Source organism: Sporolactobacillus pectinivorans, from assembly GCF_002802965.1.
In the GTDB taxonomy this organism is placed as follows: domain Bacteria; phylum Bacillota; class Bacilli; order Bacillales; family Sporolactobacillaceae; genus Sporolactobacillus; species Sporolactobacillus pectinivorans.
This window is the reverse complement of sequence record NZ_NXGA01000001.1, coordinates 1,055,213-1,072,753: the sequence shown is the minus strand read 5'-3', so window position 1 is coordinate 1,072,753 and position 17,541 is coordinate 1,055,213. Positions and strand designations below refer to the sequence as shown.

The following is a 17,541-nucleotide window of genomic DNA, read 5'->3' as shown; positions in this document are numbered from 1 at the left end:
GTAAAATACGGACAATAATCGTGTTAAATTTTTATAGAGTCTTTTGATTTATGCGTCATTCTCAGAAAATATGCGCCATTCCTTTCATTCGTCAAATACAAGACGATAAAAAGTTCCTTTTCCCTGACCAAAAGAGTGCATGCCCGGCGACTTCAAAATTCTGCAAACTACATTTCTCGATTCCAGCAGCAAAAACTCCCGGCATCCTCTATTAGTGATCAGTGGCCTGAAAAGCGGGTGATAGTCTTTAAATGCCTGCACGTGAGCGCCCTTTGACAGGTGTCCGCAGGCGTGACGATGCCACCTTGCTTTCAGCCGGTGCATACCGAACTTGCTGCATGATGGGCACTGAACACCGCAGATGATCTGATTCGGATGAACGTGATAAGTTTGAAACACATTTAATCCGAGCGGTTCGTCTGCGTTGCATATGTTACGGGTGATTGTTCTGAGTTTTTTCCTCGAAAGAAAATGTTCAGGATGCCAACGGCCGATTTCAGGAATACGCGGCGAAAGCCGATCGGGGAAAGTAACGGATTTGAAGAAGTCATCATCTGCCTGCTGCGTCTGCAGCACGGCATGAGGTGAAGCCATAACAACAAGCTTTTCAATCGACGCTGGCTCTGTTTTATTGACAGCAAGCCAGTGCTGCAGCTGATCCCGAAAACGATCCATCCGTCTGTACAAATGGATCCGTGAAGTGTCTGTTTTCATGATCCATTTTGCAGAAAAACTGGTGAATTTTTCAATCGAAGTGAAGGGTTCCGGCAATGTTTTTGACTTCCACGATAAGAAAAAAGTAAGTGTTCAGAAGAAGGCAATCCATTTGGAAATGATGCAAACTGTTTCGAAGCCTTAAATTGTGGAGAATCAGGAATTCTTTTTCCGGAAGAAAACCGAGCTGATAGGCAACGGCGGCTTCTCCTTTGCAGCTGACCAGATATCTTTTCAACTGTTTTCCAAGTTTATCTTTTTGCAAAATGTCTCCGGAGAACCTCCTGCACAGAGCCTGAAGCTATAAAACATGCAGCGGTGTTTTGAATGTTTGATGAACACGGGGTCACCTCTTTTTTAAATGAGGATAGAGCACAGAATGTAATGAGAGGAAAAAAGAAACTATTTAATTTAATTAATTCGACGGACGACCAAACATCTCCTTTTCAGCGAAGTAAAAAAAGAACTCTCCGTTCTTTCAAAACGAAAAGTTCATAATCCGGTCGATTGCTCGATTCCCTCTCTATGTAAACCGTCATGCATTCAGATCGATTGCTGTTCTGGCTTTCAGCCGGACGATGAACTCGCTGCCAACCGGTTTAAGATCTTCAACCCAGATCTTGCCCTCATCAAGTTCCACTAATTCCTTAACAATTGCCAGACCCAGCCCGGATCCACCGGCTTCACTCGATCTGGATTGATCCAGCCGGTAAAAACGGGTGAAAATCTTCTTTTTTTCCTCATCAGGTATGCGCGGCCCCGAATTTTGAACGCGGATATAAGAAAACTGGTGATCTCCGTTGACATTAATTTTGATCCAGCCATCGTCCGGCGTGTATTTCTTCGCGTTTCCGAGCAGTGAAACGAGGACTTGGTGAACATAGTCTTCATTTGCCAGCGCATAGGTTCCATCGGCAATATCAGCCGTAAAGTGCTGAGCTACACTCGACGTGTAATCGGCAATCACATTTTTTGCGATCATCGACAGATTCACGGTCTCAAGGAGCTTTGATCTTCGGTCAAGGCGGGCAATCATCAGCAGCTGTTCAATCAGGCGCTGCATGCGTTTAGATTCCTGATCGACAAAATGAATCGACCGATCGATGACTTCCGGATGGCCGAACCCGTGGCGCTGAATCAGCTCGACATGGCCCCGGATCGCGGAGAGCGGAGTCCTCAATTCATGTGACGCATCCGAGACGAAACGCCGTTCGCGTTCGATCTGACGATCCAGCTGATTCATTAACTGGTTGAAAGACAGTGCCAGATCATGCACTTCTCTAGGCTGATCCGCAACAAGCACGCGCTGCTTCAAATCTCTGGTCTCAGTCACCTGATGAATCATCTCCGTGACATCCATAAGCGGCCGGTTCAGTCTTCGGGACAGCTGATAGATTGCCAGTGAACCGATCACAATGCCCAGAATGACGCAAAGCGCCAGCACCCTGATCATGATAACAATATAGTTATGGATGCCGTCCATCCGGACATATAGATCGAAGGTATAGCCATTATATGATGCGCGATGATGGTAAATCGGAATGAATTTCTTTTTAAAAGAAATGGAGGAGAACAACGATAGCTTGATCATGTAACTGTTCTGATCCGTGATGCTTTCACTGCCCTTAGAATAAATCGTTTTCGCATCCGGCGTTTCAATCCGTACATACAAATCCGGATGTTGATCGTAAAGGATGTTTGCAATGGTATCAGTCCAGTCCGGGTTTTTCTCCATCGACTCCTGCACCAGCTGATTTTCCACGTACTGGACTTCCTGCTCTGTCCCCTTATACAACTGGTAACTGATAATGGACAGCACGGCAACGCCAATAAACAGCACCGTTAAGAAGAGAGTCAGAATATACCAAAAGTTCATCTGAAAAAGCATCGTCTTCCTTTTCAACCTGAAAGCTGCCAGCCATGCCCTCATTTTTCAACCCTTAGTGCATAACCGACGCCTCGTACAGTATGGATCAATTTTTCAGTTTCCGAGTTGTCGACTTTTTTCCGAAGATAGCGGATATAAACGTCAACAATATTGGTCTGTCCCATATAATCAAAGCCCCAGACTTTTGACAGCAGTTCGTCCCGCGTCAACACCTTACCCTCATTTCTCATCAGTGTGGCAAGCAGATCAAATTCGCGCTGCGTCAAGTCAAATGTTTCATTATGCCGCGAAGCCGTCCGCTTTTCAGTATCCAGAACCAGATCCCCTGCCGTATAGACATGACTTGCCGGTGCTGCCGAATAACTTTCTCTGCGGCGAATAGCCACGCGGACCCGGGCCAGAAGCTCTTCAATTTCAAATGGTTTGGTAATATAGTCATCCGCCCCGCCGTCAAGGCCGGCCACTTTATCACCAATATAATCGCGAGCAGTCATGATAATGATCGGTACCAAACTTTTCTTGCGAATACGACGGCAAATTTCAAGTCCGTTCAGCTTAGGCAGCATCCAGTCCAGCAAGATCAGATCCCATTTGGAATCATCCTGAAAAAATAAATCCAGCGCCTGTTCCCCGTCATAAGCTTCCTCAACTTGATAATTTTCAAAGCTGAGTTCCGTCGCAACAAATGAAGCTACACTTTTTTCGTCTTCGACAAGCAGAATATTTGTTTTTCCCATGATGAATAACCCTTCTCTTTTACTGTCAGAATGCATGCCAGCGTCTGATTGATCCACATGAATCCAGCTTCTATTATATAGAATCTCCTAATAAGCGGTAAGAAATGTGACGTGAGAATTTAATGAGAAAAATCTCATCATATTTTCATTGTGAATTTGTTACTGTGCAACAAAGCAAGTTTACCATAAAATTTGAAAAACAACGGGAAGCAATTCTTTATAAATATTTACACACTGATTTTCTAACGAGACATTCAGGAGGAAAAAATATAATGGACACGCCTATTCTGACAATTGTTGTGCCCTGCTATAACGAAGAAGCCGTGCTGGAAGAATCCAGCAAACGGCTGCGCGCTGTATTAGCTCAAGTGTGCCAGGAAAATCTGGCTTCATACAGCAGTACAATTCTCTTTGTTGATGACGGGAGCAGCGACCGGACCTGGGAAATCATTGACCGGTACATACAGGAATACAGGGAAATTACCGGACTGAAACTCAGCCGCAACTTTAGCCACCAGAACGCGCTGATTGCCGGGATCGAAACGGCGCGGCCTTATTCAGACTGTGTTATCACGATTGACGCGGATCTTCAGGATGATGTGAACGCGATAAGAAAATTTTTGCTCAAATACCATGAAGGTTACGACATTGTTTATGGTGTGCGCGACAAACGTGAAACCGACACTTTCTTTAAGCGTAACACCGCGCTTCTTTTCTACGGTATGATGAAAAAGTTAGGCGTCAAAATGGTGCCGAACCATGCGGATTTTCGTCTGCTCGACCGGCGGGTGCTTGATGAATTCGTGAAATATCAGGAAGAGAATATTTTCCTGCGCGGCATGATTCCGCTGCTCGGATTCAAGAGTACTGAAGTGTACTATAACCGTGCGGAGCGCTTCGCCGGGGAGTCCAAATACCCGCTGAAAAAGATGCTGAATTTGGCGATTGACGGTCTGACCTCTTTTTCAATTACCCCGATCCGAATGGTGACTTATCTCGGCGGATTAGTAGCCGGGATCGGCTTCCTGATCGGCGTGTATGCTCTGGCCCAGTACATTTTCGGTCACGCTGTTACAGGATGGACATCGATGATCATCTCGATATGGATGATCGGAGGCTTGCAGCTCATTGCAACCGGAATAATCGGAGAATATGTTGGAAAGATTTTTAAAGAGACAAAACACCGTCCACGTTACACGATTGAAAAACGCCTTTTAGAGTTCGGCAGTGAAGCATTCGAGAAAAAGGCACTCTGAGATGAAGTTCAAGGTCTATCAAAGTTACGAAGCACCCTATCTGAAAAGCGCTACACACTGCGTCCTGTTCTCACTGCCCTCCTGATGCTGCTTTTCTACGGTTTCATGACTTCAAGGAAAAGGATGGGGAAACAGATGATATCTTCGGAAATACAGCTTCTCCAGGCGATCCGAGTCAGATTGAAAAAGCGCATGATTAAACGGAACAGATTATAAGAAAGCTGCCCTTGAAATCAGTCTCATGATTTTAGGAGCAGCTTCTTTATTTTTGTATACGGATCCTTTTGATGTAGCTTTAAAATTTCGTGCCGTTTGACGCATTAGTACCAGGAAAAAGCAGTCACTATTACATAGTGCTGACCGTTTCTCTGCTTTTCCTTCTATTTAAAAGAGTGAGAACCTGGCCTAAAGCAGTCTAATTGGATCTCAATTTTAATAGAAAAGGAAGTGGATTATGAATGAAAGCCATCGACTGTGCGTCAAAGTTAACAGAAGCCTCCATAGAACACCTGAAAGCATCGGGTGTTCAGGCGATCGGGCGTTATCTGGGACCGGAAATATCATGGAAGACAGTGAATCGTGCTGAAGTCGCGCATATTCTTTCCGCAGGTTTGAAGCTTTTTAGTATCTGGGAAAAGAATCCAGTCAGCAGCTTATATTTTACAAGGGACCAGGGAGCAAAAGACGCAAAAGAAGCGGTGCATTTCGCCTCAGGAATCGGTCAACCCGCGGGAACGCCAATCTACTTTACAGTTGACTATGATGCTACCAATAGGGAAATGGATTTAATCATCAATTACTTTCGTAGTATTAAATCTGTAATCAGTACGTATAAAGTTGGCGTCTATGGTTCATTTGCCGTGATTGAAGTCTTGGTCCGCTCGGGAGCGGCTGATTTTTTCTATCAGACCTATGCCTGGTCCAGGGGAAAGTTGTCGGCCTATGCTCATATCTATCAGCACGACAACGGACGGAAAATGGCTGGAATTCTCGTAGACTTTGACAATGTTCTTAAACCATCGGGTATTTGGGGCAGTATCGCAGCAACAAAAGCTGACAGTGTCGATTTAAAGAGAAAGGCAGCCAGACCTGATTCTATACAGCAGTCAACCATCGTCCCTTACCCGGGTCAGTTAATCAGGCGCGGTAGCAAAGGTAAAGATATTGTGAGCATTCAGAACGCGGTTGGCGTTAGGGCAGACGGAATTTTCGGGCTGAAAACGGAACAGGCGGTCATTAACTACCAGAAAAGGCATGACCTGATTCCAGATGGGATTGTCGGCCCAAAAACGTGGAGCGTGATGTTCTGACCTGATCCGATTATGAGACATCGCAAAAAACCTATCACTGCGGGAATAATCATCAACATGGTATAGAATTTTATTCCGAAATAGAGTATCATTATTCGGTGGTCACTCGTATCGACAAATTTCTCGGGAAATAATGAAAAGGATTGAAAAAAATGCGGAATATTGACGATAATCCATCCAGATCCAACGTGAGAAAAAGCAAGAAAAGGCACAAAGTACTGCGCAACGTCCTGCTTGTCTTGGTTCTGCTTGTTGCCATTGCAGCAGGATTCACAGCTTATGAGATTCATCGGCTGAGCCCTGATAATCGCTTCAGTAACTTGAAAGTTATCGGAGGCGATGGGAATGTAAAACAAGCACCAGGCGCTTTTAATCTACTGCTGATCGGCTCGGACGCGCGGAAGGGTGAATCAATCGGTCACACCGATTCCATGGTGCTGATACATGCCAATCTGAAAAATCATACTTATGATATGTTAAGCATTCCTCGCGATACCCGGGTTTACATGGACGGTTACGGCTACACAAAACTCACGAGTGTCCAGTATGTTTCCCAGTCTAAAAATGGCACACAACAGGGAATTCTCGATGCAGTAAAAGCTGTATCGAAATTGACAGGCGTACCAATTAACTTTTATGCTGAGACTAATTACTGGGGCCTTCAGGATATGGTCAACTCAATCGGTGGTATTGAAATGAACCTGCCTTTCAAAGTGACACTCACACATCCATGGAATGGAGCATTTGCGGGAAGAACCTATCAGCCAGGTCTCCAATCTTTTGACGGTCAGACAGTGACTGAGTTGGTTCACGAACGCTACTCGTTGCCAGGTACTGACTATGGGCGGCAGCAATTGCAGGAAGCTGCCCTAATCGGCATCGCCAAAAAGGTGATGCAGCCCGCCAATGTAACCAAGCTACCCGCATTGTCAAACTCGTTGCCAAAATTCCTGATTGCAACTAATATGTCATCGGAAGACATGCTCAGTGTAGGATTAAGCGCAAAGAGCAGTTTCCATCCGGAACAGCAAATCCATTACCGTCAGGTTAAAGGCACCAACGCTGTCATGTATGACGATGTATTGAAAGCGAATAACGACGAGATTATTCTTGATTCCAGTCAGCTGCAGTCAGTTATCAAAAAATATTTCCAGAATTAATATGAGATAAATTCAGGGATATTACTGATACGAATATGTATCCTGTTTAAAATATTAGGGAGATTGCATGGTATCTTTTAGACTACCATGCAATCTCCCTTTTTTGTTAGTACTAGTTTTTAAGTATCCGGTTAATCGAGAACAAATTTTGATACAGCTTTCAGTACACCTTGATTCCGATTGCTGCCAGCAACATGCATCGAACGTACTTATTTTATTGTTTCTTTGCTGAGATTCAGCGTTGCTCCCTTTGAATCAATCACATCCCGGTACCAGTCAAAACTTTTCTTCTTCCGGCGTTCCAGTGATCCGTTTCCTTTATTGTCCCGGTCCACATAGATGAAACCGTAGCGTTTCTCCATTTCACCGGTGCCTGCACTGACCACATCAATCGGTCCCCACGTGGTGTAACCGATCAGATCGACACCGTCTTTAATGGCTTCGGCCACTTGAACCAAGTGATCATTCAGATAGTTGATCCGATAATCATCATGAATTGAGCCGTCGGGTTCAATCTCATCCCTGGCACCCAGCCCGTTCTCAACAATAAAAAGTGGTTTCTGGTAACGATCGTACAAGAGGTTCAGCGCATATCTCAGCCCCACCGGATCGATTGGCCAGCCCCAGTCCGATGCCTCAACATATGGATTCTTAACAGGTTCAAAAACCTCGTTCGCAAGTAAACTCCTCTGATCCGCGTCAGTCGTAAAACTCATATAATAGCTGAACGAAATGTAATCCACGGTATTCTCCCGGAGCACCTTCCGGTCTTCATCGGTAATTTCAAGTTCGATACCGTTCGCTTTAAAAAACCGGTTCATATAGGACGGATAACAACCCCGCGCATGCACATCACCGAAAAAAAGGGTGACCCGATTCTGCTGCAGTGCGGCGATCTGATCTTCCGGTTTGCAGGTATTCGCGTAGAAGGGTGAAAAAGCCAGCATGCAGCCCATTTCAGCATTCGGAACAAGTTCGTGCAACAGTTTGGTCGCTTTCGCACTCGCCACCAGTTCGTAGTGTGATGCCTGGTAAATCGCCTGTTTCTTATTAGGAACATCATCAAGTACCAGCGCACCCGCTATGAAAGGACTGGTTACAATGCAGTTGATTTCATTGAAACTCATCCAGTACTTCACGCGGTTACCGTAGCGCTTAAAGAGCGTTTCAGCGTATCTCAGATAGAAGTCAATGAGCTTTCGATTAGACCAGCCGCCATACATCTTAACCAACCCGAGCGGTGTTTCATAATGTGAGATCGTCACGACCGGTTCAATATGATACTTCTCCAGTTCGTCAAACACCTGATCATAAAACTTAAGTCCTTCTTCATTGGGCTCTGTTTCGTCACCATTGGGGAAAATTCTTGCCCATGCAATAGAAATTCTCAGTGCCGAGAAATGCATCTCACCAAAAAGCCTAATATCTTCTTTAAAGTGATCGTAGAACTCAATAGCCCTGTGCGAGGGGTAATACAGATCATCCCTCACTTGCAGATATTTTTTAGGATGCTCCAGCATTTCTTTTCGTTCAGGACCTGCCGGCTCCACATCGACAATCGACAGGCCCTTTCTCCCCTGATCAAAACCACCTTCATACTGATTTCCCGCTAGAGCACCGCCAAAAAGGAAATGATCCGGGAACAATGCATCATGTGGCATATTAATTGAACTCCCTTCTATTCACAGATATTTTCGCACTGAATACTATGTCAAGTCACAGTCTGATCTGGGATATGCTTCATCACAGATCACGGCCGTTACTGCTGATCACCCTTTGATACCAATAGAATGAGTCCTTCTTTAAACGGTCTAATGTCCCTTTCCCTTCATCGTCCTGATCGACATAGATAAATCCATAGCGTTTACTCATCTCTGAGGTAGACATGCTGACCAAATCAATCGGGCCCCATGAAGTGTAACCGATTACTTCCACACCGTCACAAAGCGCTTCCCCAATCTGGCGGATATGCTCACGTAAATAGCTGATCCGGTAATCATCATGAATCTGGCCATCTTCAACTTTGTCGTAGGCTCCTAATCCATTTTCAACGACAAACAGTGGCACGCGGTAACGGTCATACATATCATTCAGTGACACTCTTAAACCAATCGGATCAATCTGCCAGCCCCAGTCGGAAGTCTCCAGATAAGGATTGACCTGTCCCTGAAAAAGGTTGCCCTCCGAAGCTTCCTCATTTCGATGGGTTGATACACTCAAGGACGTATAATAACTAAATGATAAAAAGTCAACGGGGTGGCACTTCAGAATTTCATCGTCTCCTGCTTCCTTTTGAATGTTGATCCCATTTTCCTCAAAATACCGATCCATAAAGGACGGGTATTCACCGCGAACCTGAACATCAGTAAAAAAAAGATTTAAGTTGTTTTCTTTTTGCGCGAGCAAAATATCCTCAGGATCATTAGTTCCCGGATAGATTTCACTTCTAGCCAGCATACAGCCGATAAGGAAATCCGGATTGATCGAGTGTGCAATTTTTGTAACAAGGGCACTGGCCACAAATTGGTGATGTGCTCCCTGATAACCAACACTGATCGGATCCTTCGCCCTATCCGTAATAATGCCTCCACCGGTATAAGGGCTTTTAGTAATCACATTAATTTCGTTAAATGTCAGCCAATATTTCACCTTATTTTTGTACTGATTAAGCACAGTTGTCGCATAGCGAATAAAGTGATCAATGACTTCGCGGCTTTCCCACCCATTATATTTTTCAATCAGTCCAACAGGTGTTTCGTAATGAGACAGAGTGACCAAGGGCTGAATGCCATATTTACGGCACTCATCAAAAACGCTGTCGTAAAAAGCTAACCCCATTTCATTCGGTTTCTCCTCATAACCCTTTGGAAAAATGCGCGACCATGAGATTGAGATTCTGAAAACTTTGAAACCGAGTTCAGCAAAGAGTCTGATATCCTCCTTATAACGATGATAAAAATCGATACCGAATCTTTTCGGATAAATACCATCCTGATCCGCCAGGTTATGCTCAAACTGCTTAGAGGTCAGATCCATATTGATTTTACCCTTGCGCTGCTCCTTAACGACAAAAGGCATCAAGTCCTGAGCGTCTAAACCTTTCCCATCTATGTTGTACGCTCCCTCAATCTGATTGGCGGCTGTTGCACCGCCCCAGAGAAATTCTTTCGGAAATGGAACCGTATTATTTTGAGACATCATGCCACCCCTTATTTTTCAGTAAATTTTTTATCAATATAATCATATAAAGCAACAATCTCAGTGGCCAGATCTTTAACCGTCATGGCATTCATTAAATGATCCTGACCATGTACTTCAAGCAGAGAAACAGCGTTTCCTCTATCCTCTGAGGCTGCTTTGATTTCATCCTGTAATGCTTTGGTCTGGACATGATGTGCCTGAACCAGTTCATCACCGGCTTTTTTCAAGCTTTCCTTTGCTTCTTTGATGTTACCGTCTTTTGCCTGATAGATCGCCTCCATCGCAAAACTGCGTCCGTTTCCGCCATGCAATATCAGCTGAAAAGTTTCTTCCTGTCTCATCGTTAACACCTAATTTCTTTATTTTTTTATGCCTGTAGTGTCTCAGCAGGAGACCCGACTGTGATGTTGTGCTCTTTGTTGTATTCCTCTTCTTCTTTCAACTTTTGCTTGTCAACAGCACGAAAAAATGGAAAATAGATAAAGAATGTAATGACAATGTTAACCAATTGAATGATCGCTCCGGAAATGTGGCCGCCGGTTGCCAGATAACCGGAAATAATAGGCGGTGTTGTCCACGGTACGGCTATGCCTGCTGTTAACGCAACCCATCCAAGCTTCATTGAAAAATACGTTGTGGTTAAAGCAACGATTGGGCTTACAACAAAAGGAATAATCATCATCGGATTCATTACAATGGGCAAGCCAAACAAAATCGGTTCGTTAATGTTAAATATGGCCGGTCCAACCACAAGTTTTCCCAGTGCCCTCAACTGCTGGCTCTTGGCGAGGAAGGCTATCATAAATGCAAGAGCGATCGTCGTTCCTGATCCGCCAAGATTAATAAAGTTATCGAAAATCTGCTGCGTGATAATGTTAGGTAACATGTGGTGTGCCTGAAATGCGACACGGTTAGCATCCATCGCACCATACCAGATTGGTGCCATGATACCACCGACAATATTGGCGCCATGAATACCAAAGGACCACAGGAACACGATACAAAATTCAGCAATCAAACTTCCTCCGTAGCTGCCGCCAACCATACTCAATGGTTTTCCAATAACGGATGTAATGACATTGGGTATACTGCCGATTGAAGTATTCTCAACTAATATCCGCAGCACCCAAACCAGCAGAACAACAGCAAATCCGGGAATTAAAGCGGAGAATGATTTGCTTACTGCAGGAGGTACTGAATCCGGCATTTTGATAGTAATGTTTTTCTGAATAAAAAAGCGATAAATTTCGGCTGATCCTAATCCGAAAATAATGGCCATGAACAATCCCTGGCTGCCAAGTAACGCTAAAGGGATATCGCTAAGTTTATCCAATGGAATAGCAAGTAAAAATGCGGCGACCGAAATAATTCCGGACGACAGAGGATCCACTTTATAACTCTGCGCCAAATAATAGGCAATACCAAAAGCGGCTACAAGTCCCATAATACTGAATGTCGCATTAACCGGATATTGTGCAACAGTCGCCCAGTTCTTTCCAAATATTCCTGCCATGAAATTCTGATAAGCTTGAATGGGGAAATTCGCTATGATCAGGAATAATGATCCGATAATGATTAATGGCATGGCCAGCATAATACCGTCACGAAGCGCGATAAGATGCCTCTGACTCGCAATCTTCCCGGCTATCGGTAACAATTTTTCGTCAATAAAGTTGCCTTTTGTTTCGCTCATTTCTTTTCCCTCTTTTCCCGCATCATTTTTTTATTAAACGCTCAGCTTGTGCAAGCACTTTTTCGCCGTTCATCGTGCCATATTCAATAGAACCGATCACATCAACCGGAACATTTTTTTCTTCTCCAAGTTTCTTGAATTTAGCAAGCAGATATCTGACCTGTGGACCAAGAAGAAGAACATCTGCTGAGTCGATTTCTGAAGGCACTTGTTCAGCAGGAATAGCTATTATTGTATTATCCTTATTCTGTAATTTTGAAGCCGTTTCCATTTTCGAGACTAATAAACTTGTTGACATACCAGCAGCGCAGCAAAGAACAATTTTCATAAAAACTCTCCCCTTTTCGCTCGGAATGTAATCGCTTTCTTTTAACAAATACAGTATAATTTATTGGTACCAATTAATCAAGTACCAATAAATAAATTATTTTCATAATATCATTGCTTTACTCAAACAATTTATGGTATTAGTTGAATTATATGGAGGGATCAAAGTGGCGAAATATAAAGAAGTGGCTGAGGACATGCAAAGAAAAATACGTGCTCATGCGTTCGGGAAGAAATTACCTACAGAGAAAGAGCTTTTAGAAATGTATAGTGTAAGCAGAAACACGATTCGGAGTGCCATTAACATTCTGGTCAAACAGGGGTATATTCACAAAATTCAGGGCAGTGGCCTTTACATCAATAAAAAAACCATTGGAGACAGAAATGTTCTTAATTTAGCTGTGAAAATCGGTCTCAGTAGAGTGTTGCCGGAACATAGCATCACCTCTAAACTATTGAATTTCGGTCTGATCAGCGCTGATAAAAAGTTAGCCAGCAATTTCTCGTGTGACATCGGCACGCCGATTTATCGGGTCAAACGATTACGATTTATTGATAACCATCCTCTTTCAATCGAAGATTCTTATTACAATAAAAATATTATCAAATACCTGAACGAAGACATCGCGAAAAACTCGATCTATTCTTATATTGAAAATGACCTTAAATTGGAAATACGCTTCTCAGATGAGTACATTTCAGTTAAGCCTCTAACCGATGAAGAATGTGAACATCTAAATGTACAAAAAGGATCCTCAAGTCTGATGATCCGGGAAATTAATTACCTCAAAAGCAGTATCATCTTTAATATATCTGAAACGTTGTACAACAATGATCAGATCGTTTTGTATACGCCTGTGCAGCGTGACTAAGGACAAACACTTTGTAAAATCATACAAAAATTTCGGAAATCGCGCATGTCACTTTTAAATCATGCTGTAACCAAAAAGCCCAGCTATCTGAGATCCATTTTAACAATGGAATCGGCAGACAACTAGACTTTTTGTATTTTTCAAGTTCATTGTTTTGCAGTTTCTTTGCTATATTTCAGCACAGCCCCTTTTTATTATACATGATATTTTTGTGAACGTTATACCCTCTCGTTCTTAAAAAATAACACCCTTCCGTCGTTACTATTCCTGAAGGGTGCTAAGAGCAGGTCTGCTATCTTTTCCATATAGAAGTTTAAAAGTCATATTTCAGATTGATAAATTTCACATTCACATACTCTTCAATGCCCTGGTGCCCGTTCTCACGGCCCAATCCCGAATGCTTTACACCGCCGAACGGTGCCTGCGTATATGCAACCGTATTGCTGTTGACGCCGACCATGCCATACTGGAGTTTTTTGCTGACCTTAGCGATCCGTTTCAGATCTGCTGTATAAAAGTAGCTGGCAAGCCCGTATGCAGTGTCATTCGCCATGGCGATCACTTCATCGGTACCGGAAAATGTGATGACCGGGATCACCGGTCCGAATGTTTCTTCATAAAATATTTCCATTTTATTTGTGACACCAGTCAGAACAGTCGGTGCATAGAAGTATCCTTCCGCAAAAGCGCCGTCTGTCAGCCGTTTGCCGCCAGTCGCAAGCTTTGCCCCTTTAGCAACGGCGTCTGCAATTTGACGGTCAATTTTCGCAATCGCGTCCTCCCGGATCAGCGGACCGGCATCCACACCGTCCTCAAGCCCATAGCCGACTTTCACCTGTCTTACGGCAGCTGCGAGCTGAGTTGTAAATGTTTCCACAATCGACTGATGAACAAAAATCCGGTTTGGGGACGTGCAGACCTGACCGTTGTTCCTGAATTTGGAACTGACCAGATCAGCAACGACTTTTTCAACAGGCGCATCTGCAAAAACAATAAACGGAGCGTGTCCGCCCAGTTCAAGCGAGACTTTTTTCACTGTTTCAGCAGACTGGCCGAAGAGCAACTTGCCGACTGCCGTTGATCCGGTAAAAGCAATTTTTCTCACAGCATTACTTTGTGTCAGTACCCTGCCAATCGCAGGTGCATCACCTGTAACCAGATTGACGACGCCGTCCGGAAGCCCGCCTTTCTGAAATATCGCCATCAGAGCAGTAGCAGAGAGCGGTGTTTCCGGAGACGGCTTAAGAACGATTGTATTTCCTGCAGCGATTGCCGGGGAAATTTTCCGCGTGATCATCGAAGAAGGAAAGTTCCACGGTGTAATCGCTCCGACAACCCCCAGCGGTTCTTTCTGCACGAGGAACAGCTGCCCGTTCGGTCCAGGAACCGTTTCACCATAAATGCGACGCAATTCTTCCGCATACCAGCGGACACTCTCTGCACCGGCGAGCACTTCACCCTTTGCCTGAGCCAGCGGTTTTCCCTGCTCAATAGTCATAATCGCGGCCAGCCTGTCAGCATCGGCAACAATCAGATCAGCAATCGTCCGCATAATCTGCGCCCGCTGATCAGCCGGTGTTTCCGACCATTCAAGAAAAGCCAGGTTCGCCGCCGCAATCGCTTTTTCCGTATCAGCTGCACCTCCACGGGCGACGCGGGCAATCACCTGTCCGGTTGCCGGGTTGACGACTTCATCTTTCTCACCGTTCTCAGCGTCCACCCATTGGCCACCAATAAAGAGTTGAGTCGGTGCACTTTTCAAATAAGTATCGAATTCTGTCATGATGCCACCTCATTCAATTAAAAATTGCTGTATCATCAGGATCAAAATGAGCCACCTGCGACTATGTGTGTAGCGTACAGGATAGCCAAATTAAGCATACCTTATCGCTTATCGACTTTCCACAGCTCCGCCTCGTTTTTCCTGGTACACGCACCCCAAAATGCCGCCTGCAAAATGACAGGCGGTGAATAAAAGGACATCCAAAAGTTTGCGTGGCTGTCTAAACGTTTCTGAGGCATAAGTTAGTATTCTTACCCATCATGAATCAGCACCCCACACTTTTCTTAATTTAAACGGCTTGTTCAACGTTCTGACACTGTCACCACCAACCAAAACTTCAAAGCTGCCTTCATCACTACGATAACTGAGATCAGAGTGATAATATCTAAGCATGGGTTCATCAATCGTAAAACGAACTGTCTGGCATTCACCGGGCCGAAGCACGATCTTCTTAAACATTTTCAATTCTTTCAGGGGGCGCACGACTTCGCCTGTAACATCCCGGATGTAAAGCTGCACAACTTCTGATCCGGTAAACGTTCCGGTATTACTGACATCAACACTGACATCAATCGACACAGAGTCTGTAACCTTTTCTGAGGAAAGAGTCAGTCCACTATAACCGAAATTTGTATAACTCAATCCAAATCCGAATGGAAAAAGTGGATCATTCGGACAATCAATATATTTTGAAACGTATTTCTTTGTATTAGGATTTTCTGATGGAGGGCGCCCAGTATTGTAGTGATTATAATAGACCGGAATCTGGCCGACTGTCCTTGGAAAAGACATACTCAGTTTTCCCGACGGGTTAGCTTTCCCTGTCAGCAAATTGGCAACAGCCCGCGCTCCATCGGATCCCGGATACCAGACCTCCAGCAATGCATCGATGTCATCGATCCACGCGGTCAGATCAAGTGGCCGCCCGTTAAAAAGCACACCTACCATCGGTTTATGTTGTTTTTTTAATTCACGTATCAGTTCGAGTTGGCACGTCGGAAGCCTAATATCCGCTCTGCTCGATGCCTCGCCGCTCATTTGCGGTGATTCTCCAACGGCAAGGATCAACAAATCTGCTGCATTCGCAGTTTCAACTGCTTCATTCAGCAGTTCCGGCCGGCGCTCTAAAATTCCTGAACCCCGGGCCGAAGAGATTTCAAAGTCATCTTCAGACTTGAAAGCTCCGGAGAGAGACTCTGTGGCATTCGGATCTCCACGCCAGGACCAGGCGCCTAGAATATCACCGCTGTTCGAGAATGGCCCGATAATGGCCAATTTCTGCTTCTTTTTCAAAGGCAGGGTACCATTGTTTTTCAGCAGAACGCAGCTTTGTTCGGCAATTTTTCTCTCCATGTTACGGTGGGCAGGGCAATAAACCAACTCTTTTTCCCTGTCTTCATCGGCACCGCGAAACGGATTTTCAAAAAGTCCGAGATCATTTTTCAGCTTCAGAATCCGCCACGCAGCCTCGTCAAGGAGTGACTCTGGAATCCTTTTCTCATCAATCAATTCTGCTAGATGATGCGTATAGCAAAGCGTCATCATTTCTATATCAACGCCGGCTTTTACCGCCTTAAGCGCTGCTTCCTTTTCATCTTCCGCCACCCCATGCGGGATCAATTCGCGCACAGCATCCCGGTCGGAAATAACGACTCCGTCAAATTTCCATTCATCCCTGAGCACCCGGCGCAGGAGCCATTGATTCGCAGAAGCAGGGATCCCATCCACTATATTATAAGAGGTCATAATCAGCCTGCAGCCGGCATCCAGCGCTGATTTGTAAGATGGTAAATAATCCTGCCTCATCTGACGTTCCGACATATTCACTGTGTTATACTCACGCCCGCCTTCAACCGCTCCGTAGCCGGCAAAATGCTTGACACAGGCTGCTGTCCGGTTCAAATCATTCTTTAGATCCTTTCCTTGAAAACCGTTAACGAAAGCTTTGGCGAATACTGAATTCAGATAGGGATCTTCACCGGTCGACTCCATCACGCGGCCCCATCTCGGATCACGCACTAGGTCAACCATTGGGGCAAAAACAACATGGACACCGGAAACAGAAGCCTCACGTGCAGAAATTTCAGCCGCTTTTTCCACAAGAACCGGATCCCAGGAGCAACCCATGGCCAGCGGAATAGGAAAAATCGTTTTATACCCATGAATCACATCCGCCATAACAAGAAGAGGAATATGATGCCTGTTTTTTTCCAGCTGTTTTCTGAGCATTTTTTTAATCTGCCTGGCTCCGGAAGCTCCCAAGACGGATCCGCTGTTTGCCACAAGCTCGTCAGTCACGCCCATTTCCACCATGGGTCCGGTCACTTTCCCATCCAAATCCGGATAGAAATTACTTACTAGTTGTACCAGCTGGCCGACTTTTTCTTTCAGGCTGAGTTTTTCAAGCAGAACTCTGAGTTGATGTTCTTTCAAAATACCCTCCTTTCCATAAGAAGACAGTACCAACGTTTTCATAAAGAAAATCAAACTTTCAGATTATCTTTTTACCCTTTTCTCAAAATTTTTTCCTAATTTGCAAAAACGAATAGAAGGAGATATATATAAATGCTGGGTGAAAAATGCACGTCTTCTTGATTATA

15 protein-coding genes are annotated in these 17,541 nt (G+C 44.6%); 4 read left to right on the top strand and 11 right to left on the bottom strand.

The features are described 5' to 3' along the window. Positions 1-84: 84 nt before the first annotated feature. From COP04_RS05230 to COP04_RS05215, 4 genes are all read right to left on the bottom strand, one after another. Positions 85-771: a hypothetical protein gene (locus tag COP04_RS05230; RefSeq protein ID WP_100487020.1), complete on the bottom strand. Its 687-nt coding sequence runs from the start codon at positions 769-771 to the stop codon at positions 85-87. Further along, the gene (locus COP04_RS05225) at positions 746-979 is read right to left on the bottom strand and encodes a nuclease-related domain-containing protein (RefSeq protein WP_157800185.1); all 234 of its coding nucleotides are present in this window, start codon (positions 977-979) and stop codon (positions 746-748) included. The genes COP04_RS05230 and COP04_RS05225 overlap by 26 nt, the downstream gene beginning before the upstream one ends. Positions 980-1,249: 270 nt before the next feature. Next, complete coding sequence (locus COP04_RS05220) at positions 1,250-2,590, bottom strand: sensor histidine kinase (RefSeq protein WP_239984771.1); 1,341 nt, start codon at positions 2,588-2,590, stop codon at positions 1,250-1,252. A gap of 50 nt (positions 2,591-2,640) precedes the next feature. Next, entirely contained in the window at positions 2,641-3,339 is a 699-nt protein-coding gene (locus COP04_RS05215; RefSeq protein ID WP_100487017.1) for a response regulator transcription factor, read from the bottom strand. 272 nt (positions 3,340-3,611) lie between these two features. Here COP04_RS05215 and COP04_RS05210 point away from each other — a divergent pair, with 272 nt between their 5' ends. From COP04_RS05210 to COP04_RS05200, 3 genes are all read left to right on the top strand, one after another. Beyond that, on the top strand, positions 3,612-4,595 hold the full coding sequence (locus tag COP04_RS05210) for a glycosyltransferase family 2 protein (RefSeq protein WP_100487016.1): 984 nt from the start codon (positions 3,612-3,614) through the stop codon (positions 4,593-4,595). Positions 4,596-5,053: 458 nt separating this feature from the next. Next, the gene (locus COP04_RS05205) at positions 5,054-5,905 is read left to right on the top strand and encodes a glycoside hydrolase domain-containing protein (RefSeq protein ID WP_100487015.1); all 852 of its coding nucleotides are present in this window, start codon (positions 5,054-5,056) and stop codon (positions 5,903-5,905) included. Between the two features lie 152 nt (positions 5,906-6,057). Then, positions 6,058-7,065 (top strand): LCP family protein, encoded by a 1,008-nt coding sequence (locus COP04_RS05200; RefSeq protein WP_100487014.1) that lies wholly within the window; start codon positions 6,058-6,060, stop codon positions 7,063-7,065. A gap of 209 nt (positions 7,066-7,274) precedes the next feature. On the opposite strand, the gene COP04_RS05195 is transcribed toward COP04_RS05200, so the two are convergent. From COP04_RS05195 to COP04_RS05175, 5 genes are all read right to left on the bottom strand, one after another. Then, positions 7,275-8,726, bottom strand: coding sequence for a 6-phospho-beta-glucosidase (locus COP04_RS05195; protein ID WP_100487013.1), 1,452 nt, complete (start codon positions 8,724-8,726; stop codon positions 7,275-7,277). A gap of 82 nt (positions 8,727-8,808) precedes the next feature. Then, positions 8,809-10,263: a glycoside hydrolase family 1 protein gene (locus COP04_RS05190; RefSeq protein ID WP_100487012.1), complete on the bottom strand. Its 1,455-nt coding sequence runs from the start codon at positions 10,261-10,263 to the stop codon at positions 8,809-8,811. Positions 10,264-10,274: 11 nt separating this feature from the next. Then, the gene (locus COP04_RS05185) at positions 10,275-10,607 is read right to left on the bottom strand and encodes a PTS sugar transporter subunit IIA (RefSeq protein ID WP_100487011.1); all 333 of its coding nucleotides are present in this window, start codon (positions 10,605-10,607) and stop codon (positions 10,275-10,277) included. A gap of 26 nt (positions 10,608-10,633) precedes the next feature. Further along, the gene (celB, locus tag COP04_RS05180) at positions 10,634-11,959 is read right to left on the bottom strand and encodes a PTS cellobiose transporter subunit IIC (protein ID WP_100487010.1); all 1,326 of its coding nucleotides are present in this window, start codon (positions 11,957-11,959) and stop codon (positions 10,634-10,636) included. 22 nt (positions 11,960-11,981) lie between these two features. After that, complete coding sequence (locus COP04_RS05175) at positions 11,982-12,287, bottom strand: PTS sugar transporter subunit IIB (protein ID WP_100487009.1); 306 nt, start codon at positions 12,285-12,287, stop codon at positions 11,982-11,984. A gap of 166 nt (positions 12,288-12,453) precedes the next feature. Between COP04_RS05175 and COP04_RS05170 the strand changes: the two genes are divergently transcribed. Continuing rightward, positions 12,454-13,158: a GntR family transcriptional regulator gene (locus tag COP04_RS05170; RefSeq protein ID WP_162297079.1), complete on the top strand. Its 705-nt coding sequence runs from the start codon at positions 12,454-12,456 to the stop codon at positions 13,156-13,158. A 313-nt stretch (positions 13,159-13,471) separates the two neighbouring features. Here the strand turns inward: COP04_RS05170 and COP04_RS05165 are convergent, their stop codons facing one another. Together COP04_RS05165 and COP04_RS05160 are read right to left on the bottom strand one after the other, a co-directional pair. Next, complete coding sequence (locus COP04_RS05165; RefSeq protein ID WP_100487007.1) at positions 13,472-14,941, bottom strand: NAD-dependent succinate-semialdehyde dehydrogenase; 1,470 nt, start codon at positions 14,939-14,941, stop codon at positions 13,472-13,474. A gap of 258 nt (positions 14,942-15,199) precedes the next feature. Beyond that, positions 15,200-17,374: a glycoside hydrolase family 3 N-terminal domain-containing protein gene (locus COP04_RS05160; protein WP_239984770.1), complete on the bottom strand. Its 2,175-nt coding sequence runs from the start codon at positions 17,372-17,374 to the stop codon at positions 15,200-15,202. Positions 17,375-17,541: the final 167 nt, after the last annotated feature.

Excerpts from the sequence above, each read along its gene's own strand:
- COP04_RS05220 (WP_239984771.1), bottom strand. The coding sequence starts at position 2,590 with ATGAACTTTTGGTATATTCTGACTCTCTTCTTAACGGTGCTGTTTATT.
- COP04_RS05215 (WP_100487017.1), bottom strand. The coding sequence starts at position 3,339 with ATGGGAAAAACAAATATTCTGCTTGTCGAAGACGAAAAAAGTGTAGCT.
- COP04_RS05210 (WP_100487016.1), top strand. The coding sequence starts at position 3,612 with ATGGACACGCCTATTCTGACAATTGTTGTGCCCTGCTATAACGAAGAA.
- COP04_RS05205 (WP_100487015.1), top strand. The coding sequence starts at position 5,054 with ATGAAAGCCATCGACTGTGCGTCAAAGTTAACAGAAGCCTCCATAGAA.
- COP04_RS05200 (WP_100487014.1), top strand. The coding sequence starts at position 6,058 with ATGCGGAATATTGACGATAATCCATCCAGATCCAACGTGAGAAAAAGC.
- COP04_RS05195 (WP_100487013.1), bottom strand. The coding sequence starts at position 8,726 with ATGCCACATGATGCATTGTTCCCGGATCATTTCCTTTTTGGCGGTGCT.
- COP04_RS05190 (WP_100487012.1), bottom strand. The coding sequence starts at position 10,263 with ATGTCTCAAAATAATACGGTTCCATTTCCGAAAGAATTTCTCTGGGGC.
- COP04_RS05185 (WP_100487011.1), bottom strand. The coding sequence starts at position 10,607 with ATGAGACAGGAAGAAACTTTTCAGCTGATATTGCATGGCGGAAACGGA.
- celB (WP_100487010.1), bottom strand. The coding sequence starts at position 11,959 with ATGAGCGAAACAAAAGGCAACTTTATTGACGAAAAATTGTTACCGATA.
- COP04_RS05175 (WP_100487009.1), bottom strand. The coding sequence starts at position 12,287 with ATGAAAATTGTTCTTTGCTGCGCTGCTGGTATGTCAACAAGTTTATTA.
- COP04_RS05165 (WP_100487007.1), bottom strand. The coding sequence starts at position 14,941 with ATGACAGAATTCGATACTTATTTGAAAAGTGCACCGACTCAACTCTTT.